This window comes from Litorivivens sp., from assembly GCF_041624475.1.
GTDB lineage: Bacteria > Pseudomonadota > Gammaproteobacteria > Pseudomonadales > Spongiibacteraceae > Litorivivens.
The window spans coordinates 197,563-212,327 of record NZ_JBFJUX010000004.1; the positions used below are offsets into that span (position 1 = coordinate 197,563).

A 14,765-nucleotide genomic window follows, 5' to 3' on the forward strand; every position below is an offset into this window, starting at 1 on the left:
CACAATGCGGACTAGAGAACTAGTTGCCCAGCCCTGCCCTGCAATAGCTGTGCCTGCCAAGGCGCAAGCAGCGGCCGGTTTCCGGCCGGAAATCGAGGGTTTGCGCGGTTTGCTCGTGCTGCTTGTTATCATTTTTCATGCAGGTGTTGCGGCCTTCGAGGGGGTATATTTTTCGGTTGATATCTTCTTTGTGGTTAGCGGCTATCTGATGGCGTTTATCATAATGAATGATATGAGCGCTGGCCGCTTTTCCGTCATGGGTTTTTACGAGCGCCGGTCCCGCAGGATCTTCCCCGCCCTTTATGTGATAGGACTTTGCTCGCTGGTAGGTGCTTACTTTGTGATGCCCGCAGCCGCCTATGAAAGTATGGCTGAAAGCGCACTTTGGGTCTTGGGTCTTGCAGGGAATGTGTATTTTTCGGTCTCCAGTTCAAGCTATTTTGACGCAGATATGGGGCTTCAGCCCTTTATGCATCTTTGGACGCTGGGTTTGGAGCAGCAGTATTATCTTCTAATCCCGCTCTGTTTCTTGGTCTGTGCTTATGCGAGGCGTTGGGTCAGCATTAACCAGCTGCTGGTAGTTGTCACCTTGGTCTCTTTTGCGTCGGCACTTGTGCTGGTTTACCGCCATGAGCAAACCGCGTTCTACATTCCGCTGTCGCGATTTTGGGAGTTTACGGCCGGATCATTGCTGGCGCTCAACGAAGCGAGGCTCAGAGCAACGGTACCGGAGAGATTTCATGCGTTTATCGCTGATGCTGGCGCGCTGTCTGTTGCCGCTGTGTTTTGCATCGCCACTATCCACTGGGCCCATCCCGGTCCAGCGACGCTTATACCGGTGATGGGAGCTTTGTTCTTTATCGGCTTTGCTAATGAAAACAGCATCTTGGCAAGGCTTATGTCGATTCGCCCACTCCTGCAGTTAGGGGCGATCTCTTACTCGCTCTACTTGTGGCACCAAGTGGTGTTTGCTTTGGGGCGCTGGTATTTTCCGGATACCTTGGGCGGGGTCAGCTATTTCGGTCTGACCTTATTGTCGCTCCTTCTGGCATTTGTGACCTATCGCCTGGTTGAGGTGCCCTTTCGCAACCGCAAGCGTATTCCCGCCAAAACATTCTGGCTTGTTCTCGCAGCTTCTACCGTCGTCATTTTTTGTGTTGCGAATTACGTTGACAACAAGCATGGAATTAAGGAAAGGCTGCCAGATATTGTCCTTTCAGCCTATCAGGATGGTGATGCTGGGCAGATTGCTGTTACCGCCGATGGTGTTCTTTGCTACGAACAGCTAAAAGAGGCTCCGTGTCCCATAGGTTCGCCTGATGCGCAGCGCAATTGGGCGTTAGTGGGTGATTCTCATGCAGCTGCGCTTACAAACCAACTGGATGCGGCATTCCGGGAGCAGCAGGTGGGGGGGTACGCCATTTTCAAGAACGCGTGTGCATTCGCCCTCGGCGTAAGCCTCGCCGGGGATCGGGAGCGCGCCTGTGAAACGCATAATCGCCAACTGATGGAGCGCTTATTACGGCCAGATATTCAAGGCGTGGTAATCGCTGGGCGATATCCTTATTTCCTTGACCGCGGCGCCTATAATAACGGTGAGGGCGGCATAGAGACGGGGCGCCAATGGTGGTTTGAGCCAGCTGTCAAAGAAGCAGGCCGTGAGTCAGCGCTAGTCAGCGGGTTTGTTGAGCCCGTAAAGCTATTGTTGAAAGCAGGTAAACGGGTTGTGCTGGTCTATCCGGTTCCGGAGATGGGGTGGCATGTCCCTCAATATCAGTTCAAGCGTTTGCTTAAGGAGCGGGCTGTGCCGGAAATCTCCATTGGTCTTGACCGTTACAGGCAGCGCTTACAACCGGTTGCCGAGGCTTTTGATAGCTTGGGTAGCCACCCTCTGCTTGTTCGCGTGCGACCGGAAGAGCTTATGTGTGATAGGTCGCTTGGCCGTTGCTATGCTCATGACTCAGAAGGTCGGCTTTGGTATCGCGATGACGATCATGTCAATGACGCAGGGGCTAGCTTGCTGGTCTCCGATGTGATGGACAAATTCCCTATTGGCTCCCTATCCAACCGTATAGTGACTAGATTTTGACCGTTTTTGTCGCTACACTCCCCCGTCGATTTCAGTAAGATACAACGTCTTTAGGTTCACAACCCCTCGGCATTGCTGCCGAAAAAGCCGCTACTGGCTGTGCAGGGGATAACAAATTCAAGCCAGTATCGGATATGCGTTCAGAGCAGCTAGCCAAATCCCAGCAGGCGCGGCCCCAAATTGCCGACGTCGTGCCCATCGCCGAGGGGCTTCATCAGCACTCGCTTAAGGTTTGTATCCTCGGATACCGCAGCCATCCCTTTGGGGGTGGGCAGGGTATCTATATTCGCTATCTCAGCAAAGCCTTGCTGGAGGCGGGTCACGAGGTAGACGTCATTTCCGGGGAGCCTTACCCCCACCTGGATGAAGGCGTGCGGCTGATAAAAATGCCGGGCCTGAATCTTTTCGAGAATGGGCTGGCGTCATTGCGACCACATCATCTGACCTCGACCACGAATATTATTGAGTGGACCAGCAAGCTCACTGGAGGTTTCGCCGAGCCTTACTGTTTTGGCCGGCGAGTAGTGAAGTATCTGCGAAAGCACGGTCGTCATTACGATATTATTCATGATAATCAAAGCCTTAGCTGGGGCATGCTGCAGCTTCAGGAAGAAGGCTTCCCGCTGGTGACGACCATCCATCACCCGATCACCAGTGACCTGGACATTGCCCTGAGTGCGGCCCGCAACGCCTGGCAACGCCTGCTGATTCGCCGCTGGCACTCATTTATCACCATGCAGCGCAAGGTCGCGCGGCGCCTGCGCAATGTGGTGACCGTGTCGGAATGCTCGCGGCAGGACATCGCCGAGGCGTTTGATATCGCGCCGGACAGTATTGATCTGGTCCACTGTGGTATCGATACCGACGTGTTCCACCCCATGCCCGGCGTGGAGAAAAAGCGCTACCGCCTGATGGCAACCGTGTCGGCTGACGCGCCGCTGAAGGGCGCTCACTACCTGATCAATGCCCTGCCTGCGCTGATTGAGCGATTCCCAGATTTGGAGCTGCTGCTGGTCGGCAAGCCCAAGCCGGGTGGTTCCACCGAGCGGCTGATAGAAAGGCTGGGGCTGTCCGATCGGATTCGCTGTGTCACCGGTATCAGCACCGAGGAGCTGGTTCGCTACTACAACGAAGCGGAAGTGGTTGTTGTACCGTCGGTATATGAGGGCTTTGGTCTGCCCGCGGGCGAGGCGATGGCCTGCGGCACTGCGGTTGTGTCGAGCAACGGCGGGGCCCTGCCGGAAGTGGTGGGCGATGCCTGTATACAGGTGCCGGTGCGTGACAGTGCGGCGATCGCGGATGCGGTAGCGCGTTTGTTCGATGATGCCGAGCTGCGTGAACAGATAGCTCGCGCAGGCCGCACGCGTATGGAAGAGATTTTTTGTTGGCGCAAAGCTGCGCTGGAAATGACGGACTTTTACTGGAAGGTCATCGCTCGTGCAAACCGTTGACTTCAAACACTTTATTCTTCAATCCGGCGACCGCGTGCTAGACCTTGGCTGCGGTGAGGGGCGACATGTTATTTCGGCCTTTGTTGAGGCCGATGTAACTGCCGTGGGTGTAGACCTCTGCCTGAAAGACCTGCAGACCGCGAAAGCAAAATTTGCTGATTTCGCCGAGCCTGCCAACGAAGCCAAAGGCTTTGGTCTCAGTCAGGCCAACGCACTGCAGCTGCCCTTTGCCGACAACACCTTTGACAAGATTATCTGCTCCGAGGTTTTGGAACACATCCCGGATTACCGCTCTGTGTTGAAAGAAATCGAGCGGGTTCTCAAGCCGGGCGGTCTGTTTTGCGCGAGTGTGCCACGGGCCTGGCCGGAGCGCATCTGCTGGGCGTTAAGTGAGGCCTACCACAAGGTGGAAGGCGGTCACGTACGGATTTTTGATGCAGGCAAGCTGCGCGGGCAGATTCAGGCGCTGGGTTTTCAGTTTTATCATCGCCACTGGGCGCACGCACTGCACGCCCCGTTCTGGTGGTTGAAGTGCCTGTTCTGGAAAAATCAAGACAACAATTTCCTGATTCGCCAGTATCACCGCCTGCTGGTATGGGATCTGTTGGAGCGACCGCGCACCACACAAGTGCTGGAGCGGGCCTTGAATCCAGTAGTGGGCAAGAGCGTGGTGATGTACTTTCGCAAGTTGGCTGACGCTCAGGGGGCTGCGCAATGAGTGGCGTTTTTCTGAGCAAGGGTTTGTTCCCCAAATCCTTTTTTGACTCAACCGTCGGTTTTATCAAGCATGTTCAGCGCCCCGACGGATTGATCCCCTGGTTTGAGGGTGGGCACGCAGACCCCTGGGATCACGTGGAAGCGGCCATGGGGCTGAGTATCGGCGGTGAATACGATGCCGCTGAGGCGGCCTATGACTGGCTTGCCGAAAATCAGCTGGCCGACGGCAGCTGGTGGGCGGCCTACCGCGACGGTGAAGTCGAAAACCGTGAACGGCGGGAAACCAATTTTGTCGCCTATGTTGCCACCGGCGTGTGGCACCACTACCTGATCACCCGTCGCGATGGTTTTTTGCGCAGGCTATGGCCGGTGGTTGATAAGGCGATAGGGTTTGTGCTGTCGCAGCAAAGCCGTTACGGCGATATCAACTGGGCTGTCGATACCAATGGTCAATCGATGGAAGATGCGCTGGTGACGGGCTGCAGCTCTATCTACAAGAGTCTGGAGTGCGCGCACAATATTGCCGTTACCTTGGGCGAGAATAGAGCGCATTGGTTAACGGCGCGCGAGCGCCTGGGTGATGCCCTGCGCAACAAACCCGAGCGTTTTGATCGCACCTGGGAAAGCAAATCGCGTTACTCCATGGACTGGTTTTATCCGGTCCTGTCAGGGGCGTACCCGAAAGCGCGTGCCAAAGAGCATCTGCAGAAACGCTGGTCCGAGTTTGTCGAGCAGGATATGGGCTGCCGCTGCGTTGCTGATGAGCCCTGGGTGACCGTAGCCGAGTCCTGTGAGCTGGTTATGGCCCTGCTGGCCGCTGGCGATCACGCGCGCGCGGTAACGGTATACAGCTGGTTGCACCAGTGGCGCCTCAAAAGCGGTGAGTACTGGACCGGTTATCAGTTTGTCGAAGATCTGATGTGGCCGGACGAGAAGCCCACCTGGACGGCTGGTGCGATCCTGCTGGCGGCCGATGCGCTGACCGAACATACCGCAGCCCACCATCTGTTTAATCGGGTTTCGCTGCTCGAAGCGGAATCTGTTGAATCACTCGATGTAGAACGGGCTCACTGAGCTGTCTCGAACCGGAAGGGCTATCTTAGGTCGAGGTTGTCGACTTCGATAATGGGTAGGTCGACGCTGCCTAGAATCGTTGCCGCGTTGTTATCCCAGTTGGTTCCGGTTCCGCCGCTGCCAATGGGGTGGTTTTCGTAGAGATCGTGCTTGCCATACAGCAATACCCCCACGCGGTCACCCGCCTCCAGTTTTTCCGCAACCGCCACCAGCTCGATAGGCTCCGGTGTTGCCCCTGTTCGATTGTCCGATGACAGCACCGGCTGGACCTGATCATCCACCAGATAAATCCGATTGTTTCTCTGTATACCGATGCCGATAAAAACACCGGCAGCGTTGGGGCCGGTAAGCGGTGTAGGGTCAGAATTGAAGGGACTTGCAGAAACCGTCAGTCGGGCAATTGGGGTGCCGAGCAGAATCTGGTTGGTTTGTGTAATGGTCTGGCTCAGGGCGAAAAACAGGGCCTCGTCAGCGGCGGAGCGCACGTTGTTTTCGCTGCTTCCTGTTACCGTGGCTACGGGCGAAATGGCTACCCGATGCGCCGATGTGGCCGGGGCTACATTGGTGACATGCACGCCAGTCTGATTGTCCAGCGCGACACAGATATCAGGCAGTGCTAGCGCAGCGCGCTTATAGAGTTTCTCGTCAAGCCAGCGGCGAATAGCGGTGATAGCGTCAATGCTCCCGCAGTAGGCTTGCCCGATAGCGCCCTGGGAACCGGGGCCGGAGCGAACTGCGCTGTGCCCGCTTTCGTGGGCGATGATTTTGACGTCACCGCCGGCGCTGCTCAGGTAGCGATGCATGTTCAACGCTTCGTTCAGAGGAAAGAGTGTGTCGCGCACCCCCTGAAGAATCAGGGCGTCGACTTTTGGCATTTGAAAGCTGGAGTCGGCTTCGTAAGAGGCCAGGCTGTTATCGAAAAACAGTGATTCAGTGATGCGAGCGTCTTCAATCTCGCGTGAATTATTCAGGCGAACCTGTGTGCAGGCTAGCTCCATTTCGGCGGATAGTTCGGCGCCGTCTTCATCGACAACCTTGTTGCAGATGGCGATCAGCCAGGCTTTCTTAAGGACACCGTTAGGGGCGAATGAGGCCTCCAGATTGTGCCAGGTCATGGAGGGGACAATCGCGTCAATGCGCGGATCTTCCGCCGCCAGCATGGGCTGAAAGGCGCCGCCGTAGCTACTGCCGAGCAGTCCGATACGGGGGTCGCCATCGTCAGTCAACAGGTTGAGGTTATCCACCCCCCACTGGACAACGGCTTTGGCGTCTTCGATTTCAAAGTCCGGCGACATGCCGTGACTGCCGCCTTCTGAACCTTCGTCGCCATCATCACCATTGCGGCCAAAGCCGCGTTGATCAAAAGAAATAATGGCATAACCTGCTTCGCGAAGGGCTGCGAGCTGGGAGTCAACCTGACTGCCGTAGTCTGAAGAAGATGCGGCGGTTGCCGGCTCCATGGCGCGAAGCTCTTCGGAAGAGATTCTGCTGCCCCCCCAACTGTGGCTGTGAATAATCAGCGGGTAGGCCTTGCCATCCCTGTGCTCATCCGGCAGAAACAGGGAGGCGGTGATCGCAGTGGTGAGGTTGCCGTTGCTGTCGTTGGGTGCCGGTGAGGTGATGATAATTTCGCGGGTAAGCCTTTCGGCGATCTCGTCGCGATCACTGCTGCTGTCGCAGCCGCCCGCGAGGATTGTCAGGAGCAGAGTGAAGGAGGAGGCAAAGCGAAAATACATACGACTTACTACCGGATTTGAACGCATACCGTCATTATAGGCTTGCGTGGTAGCGCTCGCAGCACGTCAACTCGAAAATCAAAGACAATTAGCCTGAAAATGCTAATTCTGTAGCAACTAAATCGCGGTTGAAGCGATAAACGTGATGATTGGCGCCTGCGGATTGCAGAATGAGCCGCTAAATGCGTTCCAAAAGCGCCAGCGAGGAAGCGCGCTCAATGGGCCGGAACAGACCTGATGCCAGTGCCAGCCGGTAAATGGCGATAGGGGCCTGCCCCCCATTTTCAGGCTCGTCAAAAAGATCGTGGATGGCGAGGATGCCACCGCGCAGGATGTGCCCGGCCCAGCAGCGATAATCACTCAGAGCCGCTTCCAGGCTGTGGCCGCCGTCGATGAAAACCATGGCGAGCGGTGTCTGCCAGTGCCGCGACGCCACCTCAGAGCTGGCAACAATAGGCACCACCGTATCGTGCAGCCTGGCCGCGGCAATATTGCGTCGAAACTCGCCAAAGCTGTCGAACTGCGCTTCGCTTTCGTCGTACAACTCGGGATCGTGAAAGAACTCCCCTTTCTGGTGCTCTTCCGAGCCGCGGTGGTGGTCTACCGCATACAGAATGCTGCCCTGCTGCTGACAGGCGCTGCCGAGCACGACGGTCGATTTGCCGCAGTAGCTGCCGATTTCCAGTACCGGCCCTCTGCTGGCCTGAAGCAGTGCCGCATTGTAGAGAGCTGCAGCTTCATCATCAGCCAGAAAGCCCTTGATTGAGTCAATGTCGAGCGGCAAATCCATGAGATACCCGGTAATGGTTGCGAAAGGCAGGGCACATTAACCAATTTCGCCCCGAGCGGCAACGGTGATTCGGGCCAGCCGTATGCTATGATTTGCCCCCTCTGAATAAGGAAGATCTGCATGAAATTACATATGCCGCGTTTTGATCAGTCCCGCGTTCTGGTAGTGGGTGATCTGATGCTGGATCGCTACTGGCATGGCAATACGTCCCGGGTTTCGCCCGAGGCTCCGGTGCCGGTGGTGGATGTAAAGCAGATCGAAGACCGGCCGGGCGGCGCGGGTAACGTGGCTCTCAATATCGCGGCGCTCGGCAGTGCCTCAGTGCTGTCTGGGATTGTTGGTCGTGACGAGGCCGGCGGCGTGTTACAGCAGCGTCTCGAGGCCGCGAATATTCTCTGTCAGCTTCAAGTATCCCCAACTCATCCGACTATTACCAAACTGCGAGTCATTTCCCGCCATCAACAACTCTTGCGGCTGGATTTTGAAGACCCCTTTATGCCGGATGACGCCGAGGCACTGTCAAAAACCGCATTGGCGGCGATGAAAGAGGCGAAAGCCCTGGTAATCTCTGACTACGCCAAAGGCGCTTTGCAGGACCCTCAGCCGCTGATTCAGGCGGCGCGATCACAGGGCATCGCCATACTGGTAGACCCGAAGGGCACGGATTTTCGCAAGTACCGCGGGGCCACATTGCTGACTCCCAATCTCCACGAATTTGAAGCCATCGTCGGCAAGACCACCAGCGAGCAGGATCTGGTGGAAAAGGCCCAGTCGATGATTCACGAGCTGGAACTGCAGGCGCTGTTGGTGACTCGCGGTGAATACGGCATGAGCCTGATTCGTCCCGGTGAGCCGGAATTTCATTTGCCGGCCCGTGCGCGGGAAGTGTTTGACGTCACCGGCGCCGGAGATACGGTGATTTCGGTGCTGGCGGCGGCGCTGGGCGCCGGCGATGATTTGCCCAATGCGGTGGCGCTGGCCAACCTGGCCGCTGGCATTGTGGTCGGCAAACTGGGTACGGCGGCGATCAGTGCGCCGGAGTTGCGTCGTGCGGTGCAGCGGGAGCAGGGCAGCGAGCGCGGTGCCGTTACCGTCGATCAGCTGCAGCTGGCGTTGGAAGATGCCCGTGCCCACGGTGAGCGTATTGTGTTTACCAATGGCTGTTTCGATATTATTCATGCAGGGCATGTGGGCTACCTCGAGCAGGCCCGCAAACTGGGAGACCGGCTGGTGGTTGCGGTCAACAGCGACCAGTCTGTTACCAAGCTCAAGGGGCCCGGGCGACCTATCAATCCTCAGGATCGACGCATGGCGGTGCTCGCGGGTCTTGAAGCGGTGGACTGGGTTGTCTGTTTCGATGACGATACCCCAGAGCCGCTGCTGGAAGTGCTCAAGCCGGAAGTGCTGGTTAAAGGCGGCGACTACGATAAGGAAGGTGTGGTCGGCTGGCAGATAGTCGAAAGTTACGGTGGTGAAGTGAAAGTGCTGTCATTTTTTGATGACTGCTCCACCACGGCCATAGTAGAAAAAGTGCTGGAAAAAAACCGGCCAAAATAATCAGCTCAGGGGGCCGTATGTCTTTCTACGAGCAACATATTCTGCCGCATGTTATTGATTTCGCCTGCGGCGACAAAGTGATTATGGAACAGCGTCAGCACGTGCTGGCCGCCGCGGAAGGCAGGGTTCTCGAAGTCGGCATGGGCAGCGGGCTGAATCTGCGCTACTACGACCCAAACAAAGTTGATTTTGTTTGGGGGCTTGAGCCTTCTGACGGTATGCGCAAAAAGGCACAAAAGAATCTTCAGCAGTCTCCGGTGCAGGTGGAATGGCTAGGCTTGCCAGGGGAAGAGATTCCCCTCGACAGTCACAGTGCCGACACGGTTGTGCTGACTTTTACCCTGTGCACCATCCCGGATTGGGAAACCGCACTGGAGCAAATGAAGCGGGTGCTGAAACCCGGGGGTAAGCTGCTGTTCTGCGAACACGGTGCGGCTCCCGATGAGGCCGTTGCCCGCTGGCAAAATCGCGTTAATCCGCTGTGGAAGAAGATTGCCGGCGGCTGTCACCTGAATCGGAAAATCCCCGAGCTGATTACCCAGGCCGGCTTTTCCATTCGCGAGCTGGAGGCCGATTACCTGCCAAAAACACCGCGAATTGCAGGCTTCCGCTACCGAGGCTTCGCTCAATAATGGGCAATCTCTTCTGTTACGGAACACTGATGTACCAGCCGCTGCTGCGGGCTCTGGTGGAAAGAGAGCTAAGCGTTGAAGAGGCTGTACTCGATGGCTTTAGTTGTCTTGCAGTTAAAGCGGCGGCCTATCCGGCCATTGTCGCTGACGACGATGGGCGTGTGGTGGGACAGTTGGTGCGTAATATTCCTCCTGGAGCCTGGCAGCGGATTGATCGCTATGAAGGGGAGTACTATCGACGCGAGGAAGTAGAAGTGACGCTGGCAGACGGCTCAACCGCAGAGGCCGGAACTTACGTTATCAGGCCACGCTATCGTTCGCGGCTCAGCCGGCGAGCCTGGCAGTACGGCCCGGAAGCGGAGCGTTACGCAAGGGCGCAGTGCGAAGCGATGGCGCAGCGGCAGGCATGATTGAGGAGTTGAGGCCCGGGCAGCACGAATTGATCGGCGATATTATTGCTGACGGCTTTGCCGACGACCCGGTCAATTGCTGGGCCTTTCGCAATACTGCAGTGCTGCGTCCACTGTATACCCTGATGGCGAAAGATCTCTACTTGCCGCAGGGCTTTGGTCACCTTATCGGCAATCAGGCCGGCTCGCTCTGGCTTCCCCCCGGCGTGAGCAAACACTTTAGCCTCTGGTCAACCTTAAACATGGCCAGACACATTGTTGGCAAGGGTGGCCTTAAGGCCGCGCGCAATGCATTGAGAATCGATGAGCTCATGACGCGCAAGCACCCCGCCTTGCCGCACTACTATCTATTTGCCATCGCAACCCGCGCTGATTGCCGGGGTAAAGGCTTGGGCGGACAGCTGATGCGTGCGGCCCTAGAACGAGTGGATGCGGAAGGGCAGGCGGCCTACTTGGAAAATTCCAAGCAGGACAATATCGGCTTCTATCGCCATTTTGGTTTTGAGATTGTGGAAGAGTTGCGGGCGGCCATTGATGCTCCGCCACTGTTTCTAATGTGGCGTGATCCCCGGTAGCTGTGGTTGGCAGGGATAAGAAACTCGGCATCTGCCCCTTGTGCGAGCGTCGCTGCCAGCTCAGCCTGCATCATCTGATTCCGCGCAAACTGCATCGCCGAACCTACTACCGCAAACATTTTTCCCGGGAGCAGCTGAATGAGGGGGTGTTGATCTGTCGGCAGTGCCACAACGGGATTCACCGGACGTACGATGAAATGACGTTGGCGAGGCAATTCGCGTCATTGGACGCTTTGCGGGCCGATCCCACCTTGCAGCGCCACTTCTCGTGGGTAGCACGACAGAAAATCCGGATATAGACGGCGGTTCTGTGGTCTTAACAAGACGTGCCACATTTTGTGGGGTTTGAAAAGGATAACAACATGAGTGCAGAGGCTGTCTCAGAGGGTATCCCCGACATCCAGGCACTGAAGCGCGGCGACGACAGCGCGTTTAGCGATCTGGTCAGGTTTCACCACAGGACACTGATGGCGGTCGCGACCGCGATTGTCGGTATTGATGACGCGGAAGAGGTGGTTCAGAACGCCTGGATCAAAGCGCACAAGGCGCTGCCGGGTTTTGGGGGCCGCTCGGCGCTGCGAACCTGGCTGACGCGCATCGTTATCAACGAGGCCCGCATGTTGCTGCGAAAATCCCGCCGTGAAGTGTCACTGCAATTGGATGATGATCAGCATCCGCTGGCCGATCGCTTCCGCGAGGGCGGGCACTGGAGCAAGCCACCCGTTACCTGGCACGATGAGTCACCGGATGGCCTGCTGATGCAGAGCGAACTGGCGGATTGCCTCAGTCGCTTGCTGTTGTCCATGCCCGCGTCGCAGCGGGCCATGCTCGAACTGCGCGATGCGGGCGGGTTGGAGTTCGACGAAATCTGTAACGAACTGACAATCAGCGCATCCAATGCCCGTGTGCTTCTGCATCGGGCGCGCACGCAACTGTTCAAGTTGGTAGACCACTATCAGGAGACCGGTGAATGCTGAAATGCAGGGAGGTCGTACATCAGGCCGACGCCTTGCTGGCCGGCGAGTTGAGCGGTCGCGAGCGTTTTGCGCTGCGCATGCACATCATCATCTGCCGCCACTGCCGTCGTTATGTGAGGCAGTTTCGGCATCTGCTCCGGGCGATTCCACGTATGCACGGGCAGGCCAGTGAGAATGAAGTCCGCAGAGTGATGACGGCGCTTAAAAACGCCGATAAGTCGATGGGCGGTCAGCCCTAGTGACTGGGCGGGCGCTGGCGCAGACTGCGAAAACAAAAGAGGTGATATGCAAAACGACGTAAAAGACTATTACGGAAAGCAGCTGCAATCCAGCAGTGATCTGCAAACTGATGCCTGCTGTGATGTCGCGCCTCCGGAATGGTTGAAACCGGTGTTGGGCAAATTACATCCGGAAGTATTGAACCGCTATTATGGCTGCGGTCTGGTGGCGCCGACGGTACTGGACGGTATGCGTATTCTTGATTTGGGCAGTGGCAGTGGTCGCGATGTCTACGCCCTGTCGGCTCTCGTGGGTGAGCAGGGTTTTGTCGTGGGTGTCGATATGACGCCGGAGCAACTTGCGGTTGCCCGCAAACACCAGGACTACCACCGGGAACAGTTCGGCTACGCGCGATCCAACGTCGAGTTTCTCGAAGGATATATCGAAAAACTGGACGAGCTCGGGCTGCAGGACGACAGTTTTGATATCGTCATTTCCAACTGTGTAATCAACCTGTCACCGGACAAGGACGCGGTCCTGCGGGAAGTCCACCGGGTGTTGAAACCGGGCGGAGAGTTTTATTTCTCCGACGTTTACTGTGACCGCCGCCTGCCGGATGCGCTGCGCAGTGATCCTGTGCTCTACGGTGAATGTCTGGGCGGCGCGCTGTACTGGAATGATTTTCTGAACCTGGCCAAGCGCAGCGGTTTTGCCGACCCACGTCTGGTAGAAGATCGCCCCCTGGGCATCAACAACCCGGCCATTGCTGAGCGTCTGGCTCCGGCTGCTTTCTTCTCTGCCACCTATCGACTTTTCAAACTGGACGGCCTGGAGCCAGCCTGCGAGGACTACGGCCAAGCCGTCATCTACCGCGGTGGCGTTTCCGGCAGTGACGCGGTGTTTGTACTTGATGGCCACCACAAGATTGAAAAAGGGCGGGTTTTTCCGGTGTGCGGCAACACCTACCGCATGCTGAAAGAGTCGCGTTTTGCCCGGTATTTTGAGTTTATCGGCAACTTTGATACCCACTACGGTATCTTCCCGGATTGCGGTGACCAGATGCCCTTTCGCAGGGACGACAGCGCAGAAGCGGGAGCCTGCTGCTGATGTTGGCCCGAACGAACAGCTGGATTGCCACGTCTGCCGGTGAGCCACGCGGCTATATCGACACGCCGACACTGCGCGAGCTCTGGTTTCATACTGGTACCGCCTGCAACCTGAAATGCCCCTTCTGCCTGGAAGGCTCCAAACCCGGTGACGATCGCCTGCAGTTGATGACGCTGGCAGATGTTAAGCCGTTTATTGATGAGGCGGTCGAGCTGGGCGTGGAGAACTTTTCCTTTACCGGTGGCGAGCCCTTTGTTGCACGGGAGTTCCACCGGATACTCGACTACGCACTGCAGTTTCGGCCATGTCTGGTACTTACAAATGGCACACGACCATTGCTGCAGCGCATGGCGCAGATAGAGCCCTTATGTGACGCGCCGCATCCCCTGCGTTTTCGGATCAGCATTGATTACCCAGACAGAGAACGTCACGAATTGGGGCGAGGTGAGGGTACGTTTGAGGAGTCCTTCGAGGCCTTGCAGCAATTGCACGCAAAGGGTTTTGAGGTATCCATCGCCCGGCAATGGGAGGCAGATGAAGATACTGATCAGGTGGAGGCCGAGTTTCAGAAACACTTGCGTGCCGTTGGTCTGCCTGAATCGATTCGCTTGGTGTCCTTTCCCGACTTTCTTCCGCCGGGCTCGCAAGCCGAGGTGCCGGAGATTACAGAAAACTGCATGACGGAGCACCATACTGCAGAAAGCCGTGCCCAATTCATGTGTGCGTTCAGCCGAATGGTGGTGAAACAGGACGGGAAACTGGGCGTCTATGCCTGCACCTTGGTTGATGATGACCCGGACTATAATCTTGGGGCGACCCTGAGGGAGAGCCTGAGGCCGCGGGTCATGTTGCGCCATCACCGCTGCTTCAGTTGTTTCAAACACGGTGCTTCCTGCAGCGAAATCTGATCGCAGGCCACCTGAGGAGAGTATTCTGAATACGCCCAAAAAACTTCTGCTGGTCTTGTTGCTGCTTCTGTCGGGGGGTGCAATTTTTGTTTTCGATATCGGACAGTATCTGAACCTTCAGTATCTGCAGAGTCAGTTGTCAGACATCCAAGGCTATGTCACTGCCGAGCCGGTGATATCCGGCGCCATGTTTTTTGCCGCCTATGTCCTGGTTGCGGCGCTCTCATTGCCGGGCGCGGCAATCATGACGTTGGCTGCTGGGGCGATTTTTGGCTTGTGGAAAGGCGTAGTGTTGGCTTCTTTCGCTGCCAGTGTGGGGGCGACGCTCGCCTTTCTGGTTACACGCTATCTGTTGCACGATGCAGTGCAGGAAAAATTTTCCGAGCGTTTAAAGGCCATTAATCGCGGTGTTGAACGCGACGGTGCGCTCTATCTTTTCTCCATTCGGCTAGTGCCGATTTTTCCCTTCTTTGTCATCAACCTGTTAATGGCGCTCACCCCCATTCGGACCTGGACGTTTTAC

Annotated in this window: 16 protein-coding genes; 14 read left to right on the forward strand and 2 right to left on the reverse strand. The window is 56.7% G+C overall.

Going from position 1 to position 14,765, the window contains the following annotated elements; translation table 11 throughout:
- Positions 1 to 49 precede the first annotated feature (49 nt).
- The 4 genes from ABY734_RS07430 to ABY734_RS07445 all read left to right on the forward strand — a co-directional run bounded on the left by ABY734_RS07430 (position 50) and on the right by ABY734_RS07445 (position 5,331).
- Positions 50 to 2,089, forward strand: coding sequence for an acyltransferase family protein (locus tag ABY734_RS07430; protein WP_372778332.1), 2,040 nt, complete (start codon positions 50 to 52; stop codon positions 2,087 to 2,089).
- Between the two features lie 134 nt (positions 2,090 to 2,223).
- On the forward strand, positions 2,224 to 3,540 hold the full coding sequence (locus tag ABY734_RS07435) for a glycosyltransferase family 4 protein (protein WP_372778333.1): 1,317 nt from the start codon (positions 2,224 to 2,226) through the stop codon (positions 3,538 to 3,540).
- Positions 3,527 to 4,258 carry a class I SAM-dependent methyltransferase gene (locus tag ABY734_RS07440; protein ID WP_372778334.1) on the forward strand — a complete coding sequence of 244 codons (732 nt, stop codon included), beginning with the start codon at positions 3,527 to 3,529 and terminating at the stop codon, positions 4,256 to 4,258. The genes ABY734_RS07435 and ABY734_RS07440 overlap by 14 nt, the downstream gene beginning before the upstream one ends.
- Positions 4,255 to 5,331: a prenyltransferase gene (locus tag ABY734_RS07445; protein ID WP_372778335.1), complete on the forward strand. Its 1,077-nt coding sequence runs from the start codon at positions 4,255 to 4,257 to the stop codon at positions 5,329 to 5,331. Before ABY734_RS07440 ends, ABY734_RS07445 begins: the two co-directional genes overlap by 4 nt.
- A 20-nt stretch (positions 5,332 to 5,351) precedes the next feature.
- Here the strand turns inward: ABY734_RS07445 and ABY734_RS07450 are convergent, their stop codons facing one another.
- Together ABY734_RS07450 and ABY734_RS07455 are read right to left on the reverse strand one after the other, a co-directional pair.
- Positions 5,352 to 7,067, reverse strand: a complete 1,716-nt coding sequence (locus ABY734_RS07450; protein ID WP_372778336.1) for an alpha/beta hydrolase — start codon at positions 7,065 to 7,067, stop codon at positions 5,352 to 5,354.
- A gap of 178 nt (positions 7,068 to 7,245) precedes the next feature.
- Positions 7,246 to 7,857 (reverse strand): class I SAM-dependent methyltransferase, encoded by a 612-nt coding sequence (locus ABY734_RS07455; protein ID WP_372778337.1) that lies wholly within the window; start codon positions 7,855 to 7,857, stop codon positions 7,246 to 7,248.
- Between the two features lie 120 nt (positions 7,858 to 7,977).
- Between ABY734_RS07455 and hldE the strand changes: the two genes are divergently transcribed.
- The 10 genes from hldE to ABY734_RS07505 all read left to right on the forward strand — a co-directional run.
- Entirely contained in the window at positions 7,978 to 9,414 is a 1,437-nt protein-coding gene (hldE, locus tag ABY734_RS07460) for a bifunctional D-glycero-beta-D-manno-heptose-7-phosphate kinase/D-glycero-beta-D-manno-heptose 1-phosphate adenylyltransferase HldE (RefSeq protein ID WP_372778339.1), read from the forward strand.
- 17 nt (positions 9,415 to 9,431) lie between these two features.
- On the forward strand, positions 9,432 to 10,046 hold the full coding sequence (locus ABY734_RS07465; protein ID WP_372778340.1) for a class I SAM-dependent methyltransferase: 615 nt from the start codon (positions 9,432 to 9,434) through the stop codon (positions 10,044 to 10,046).
- The gene (locus ABY734_RS07470; RefSeq protein ID WP_372778341.1) at positions 10,046 to 10,456 is read left to right on the forward strand and encodes a gamma-glutamylcyclotransferase family protein; all 411 of its coding nucleotides are present in this window, start codon (positions 10,046 to 10,048) and stop codon (positions 10,454 to 10,456) included. Before ABY734_RS07465 ends, ABY734_RS07470 begins: the two co-directional genes overlap by 1 nt.
- Complete coding sequence (locus tag ABY734_RS07475; protein WP_372778342.1) at positions 10,453 to 11,031, forward strand: GNAT family N-acetyltransferase; 579 nt, start codon at positions 10,453 to 10,455, stop codon at positions 11,029 to 11,031. The genes ABY734_RS07470 and ABY734_RS07475 overlap by 4 nt, the downstream gene beginning before the upstream one ends.
- A 2-nt stretch (positions 11,032 to 11,033) precedes the next feature.
- Positions 11,034 to 11,330, forward strand: coding sequence for a hypothetical protein (locus ABY734_RS07480; RefSeq protein ID WP_372778343.1), 297 nt, complete (start codon positions 11,034 to 11,036; stop codon positions 11,328 to 11,330).
- Positions 11,331 to 11,393: 63 nt separating this feature from the next.
- The gene (locus tag ABY734_RS07485; protein ID WP_372778344.1) at positions 11,394 to 12,008 is read left to right on the forward strand and encodes an RNA polymerase sigma factor; all 615 of its coding nucleotides are present in this window, start codon (positions 11,394 to 11,396) and stop codon (positions 12,006 to 12,008) included.
- Entirely contained in the window at positions 12,002 to 12,247 is a 246-nt protein-coding gene (locus tag ABY734_RS07490) for a zf-HC2 domain-containing protein (RefSeq protein ID WP_372778345.1), read from the forward strand. The genes ABY734_RS07485 and ABY734_RS07490 overlap by 7 nt, the downstream gene beginning before the upstream one ends.
- A 46-nt stretch (positions 12,248 to 12,293) precedes the next feature.
- A complete protein-coding gene (locus ABY734_RS07495) occupies positions 12,294 to 13,334 on the forward strand; it encodes a methyltransferase domain-containing protein (RefSeq protein WP_372778346.1) in 1,041 nt (346 codons plus the stop codon).
- Positions 13,334 to 14,242, forward strand: coding sequence for a radical SAM protein (locus ABY734_RS07500; protein ID WP_372778347.1), 909 nt, complete (start codon positions 13,334 to 13,336; stop codon positions 14,240 to 14,242). The genes ABY734_RS07495 and ABY734_RS07500 overlap by 1 nt, the downstream gene beginning before the upstream one ends.
- A 136-nt stretch (positions 14,243 to 14,378) precedes the next feature.
- A partial coding sequence (locus ABY734_RS07505; RefSeq protein ID WP_372778348.1) for a TVP38/TMEM64 family protein occupies positions 14,379 to 14,765 on the forward strand: 387 nt, incomplete at its 3' end.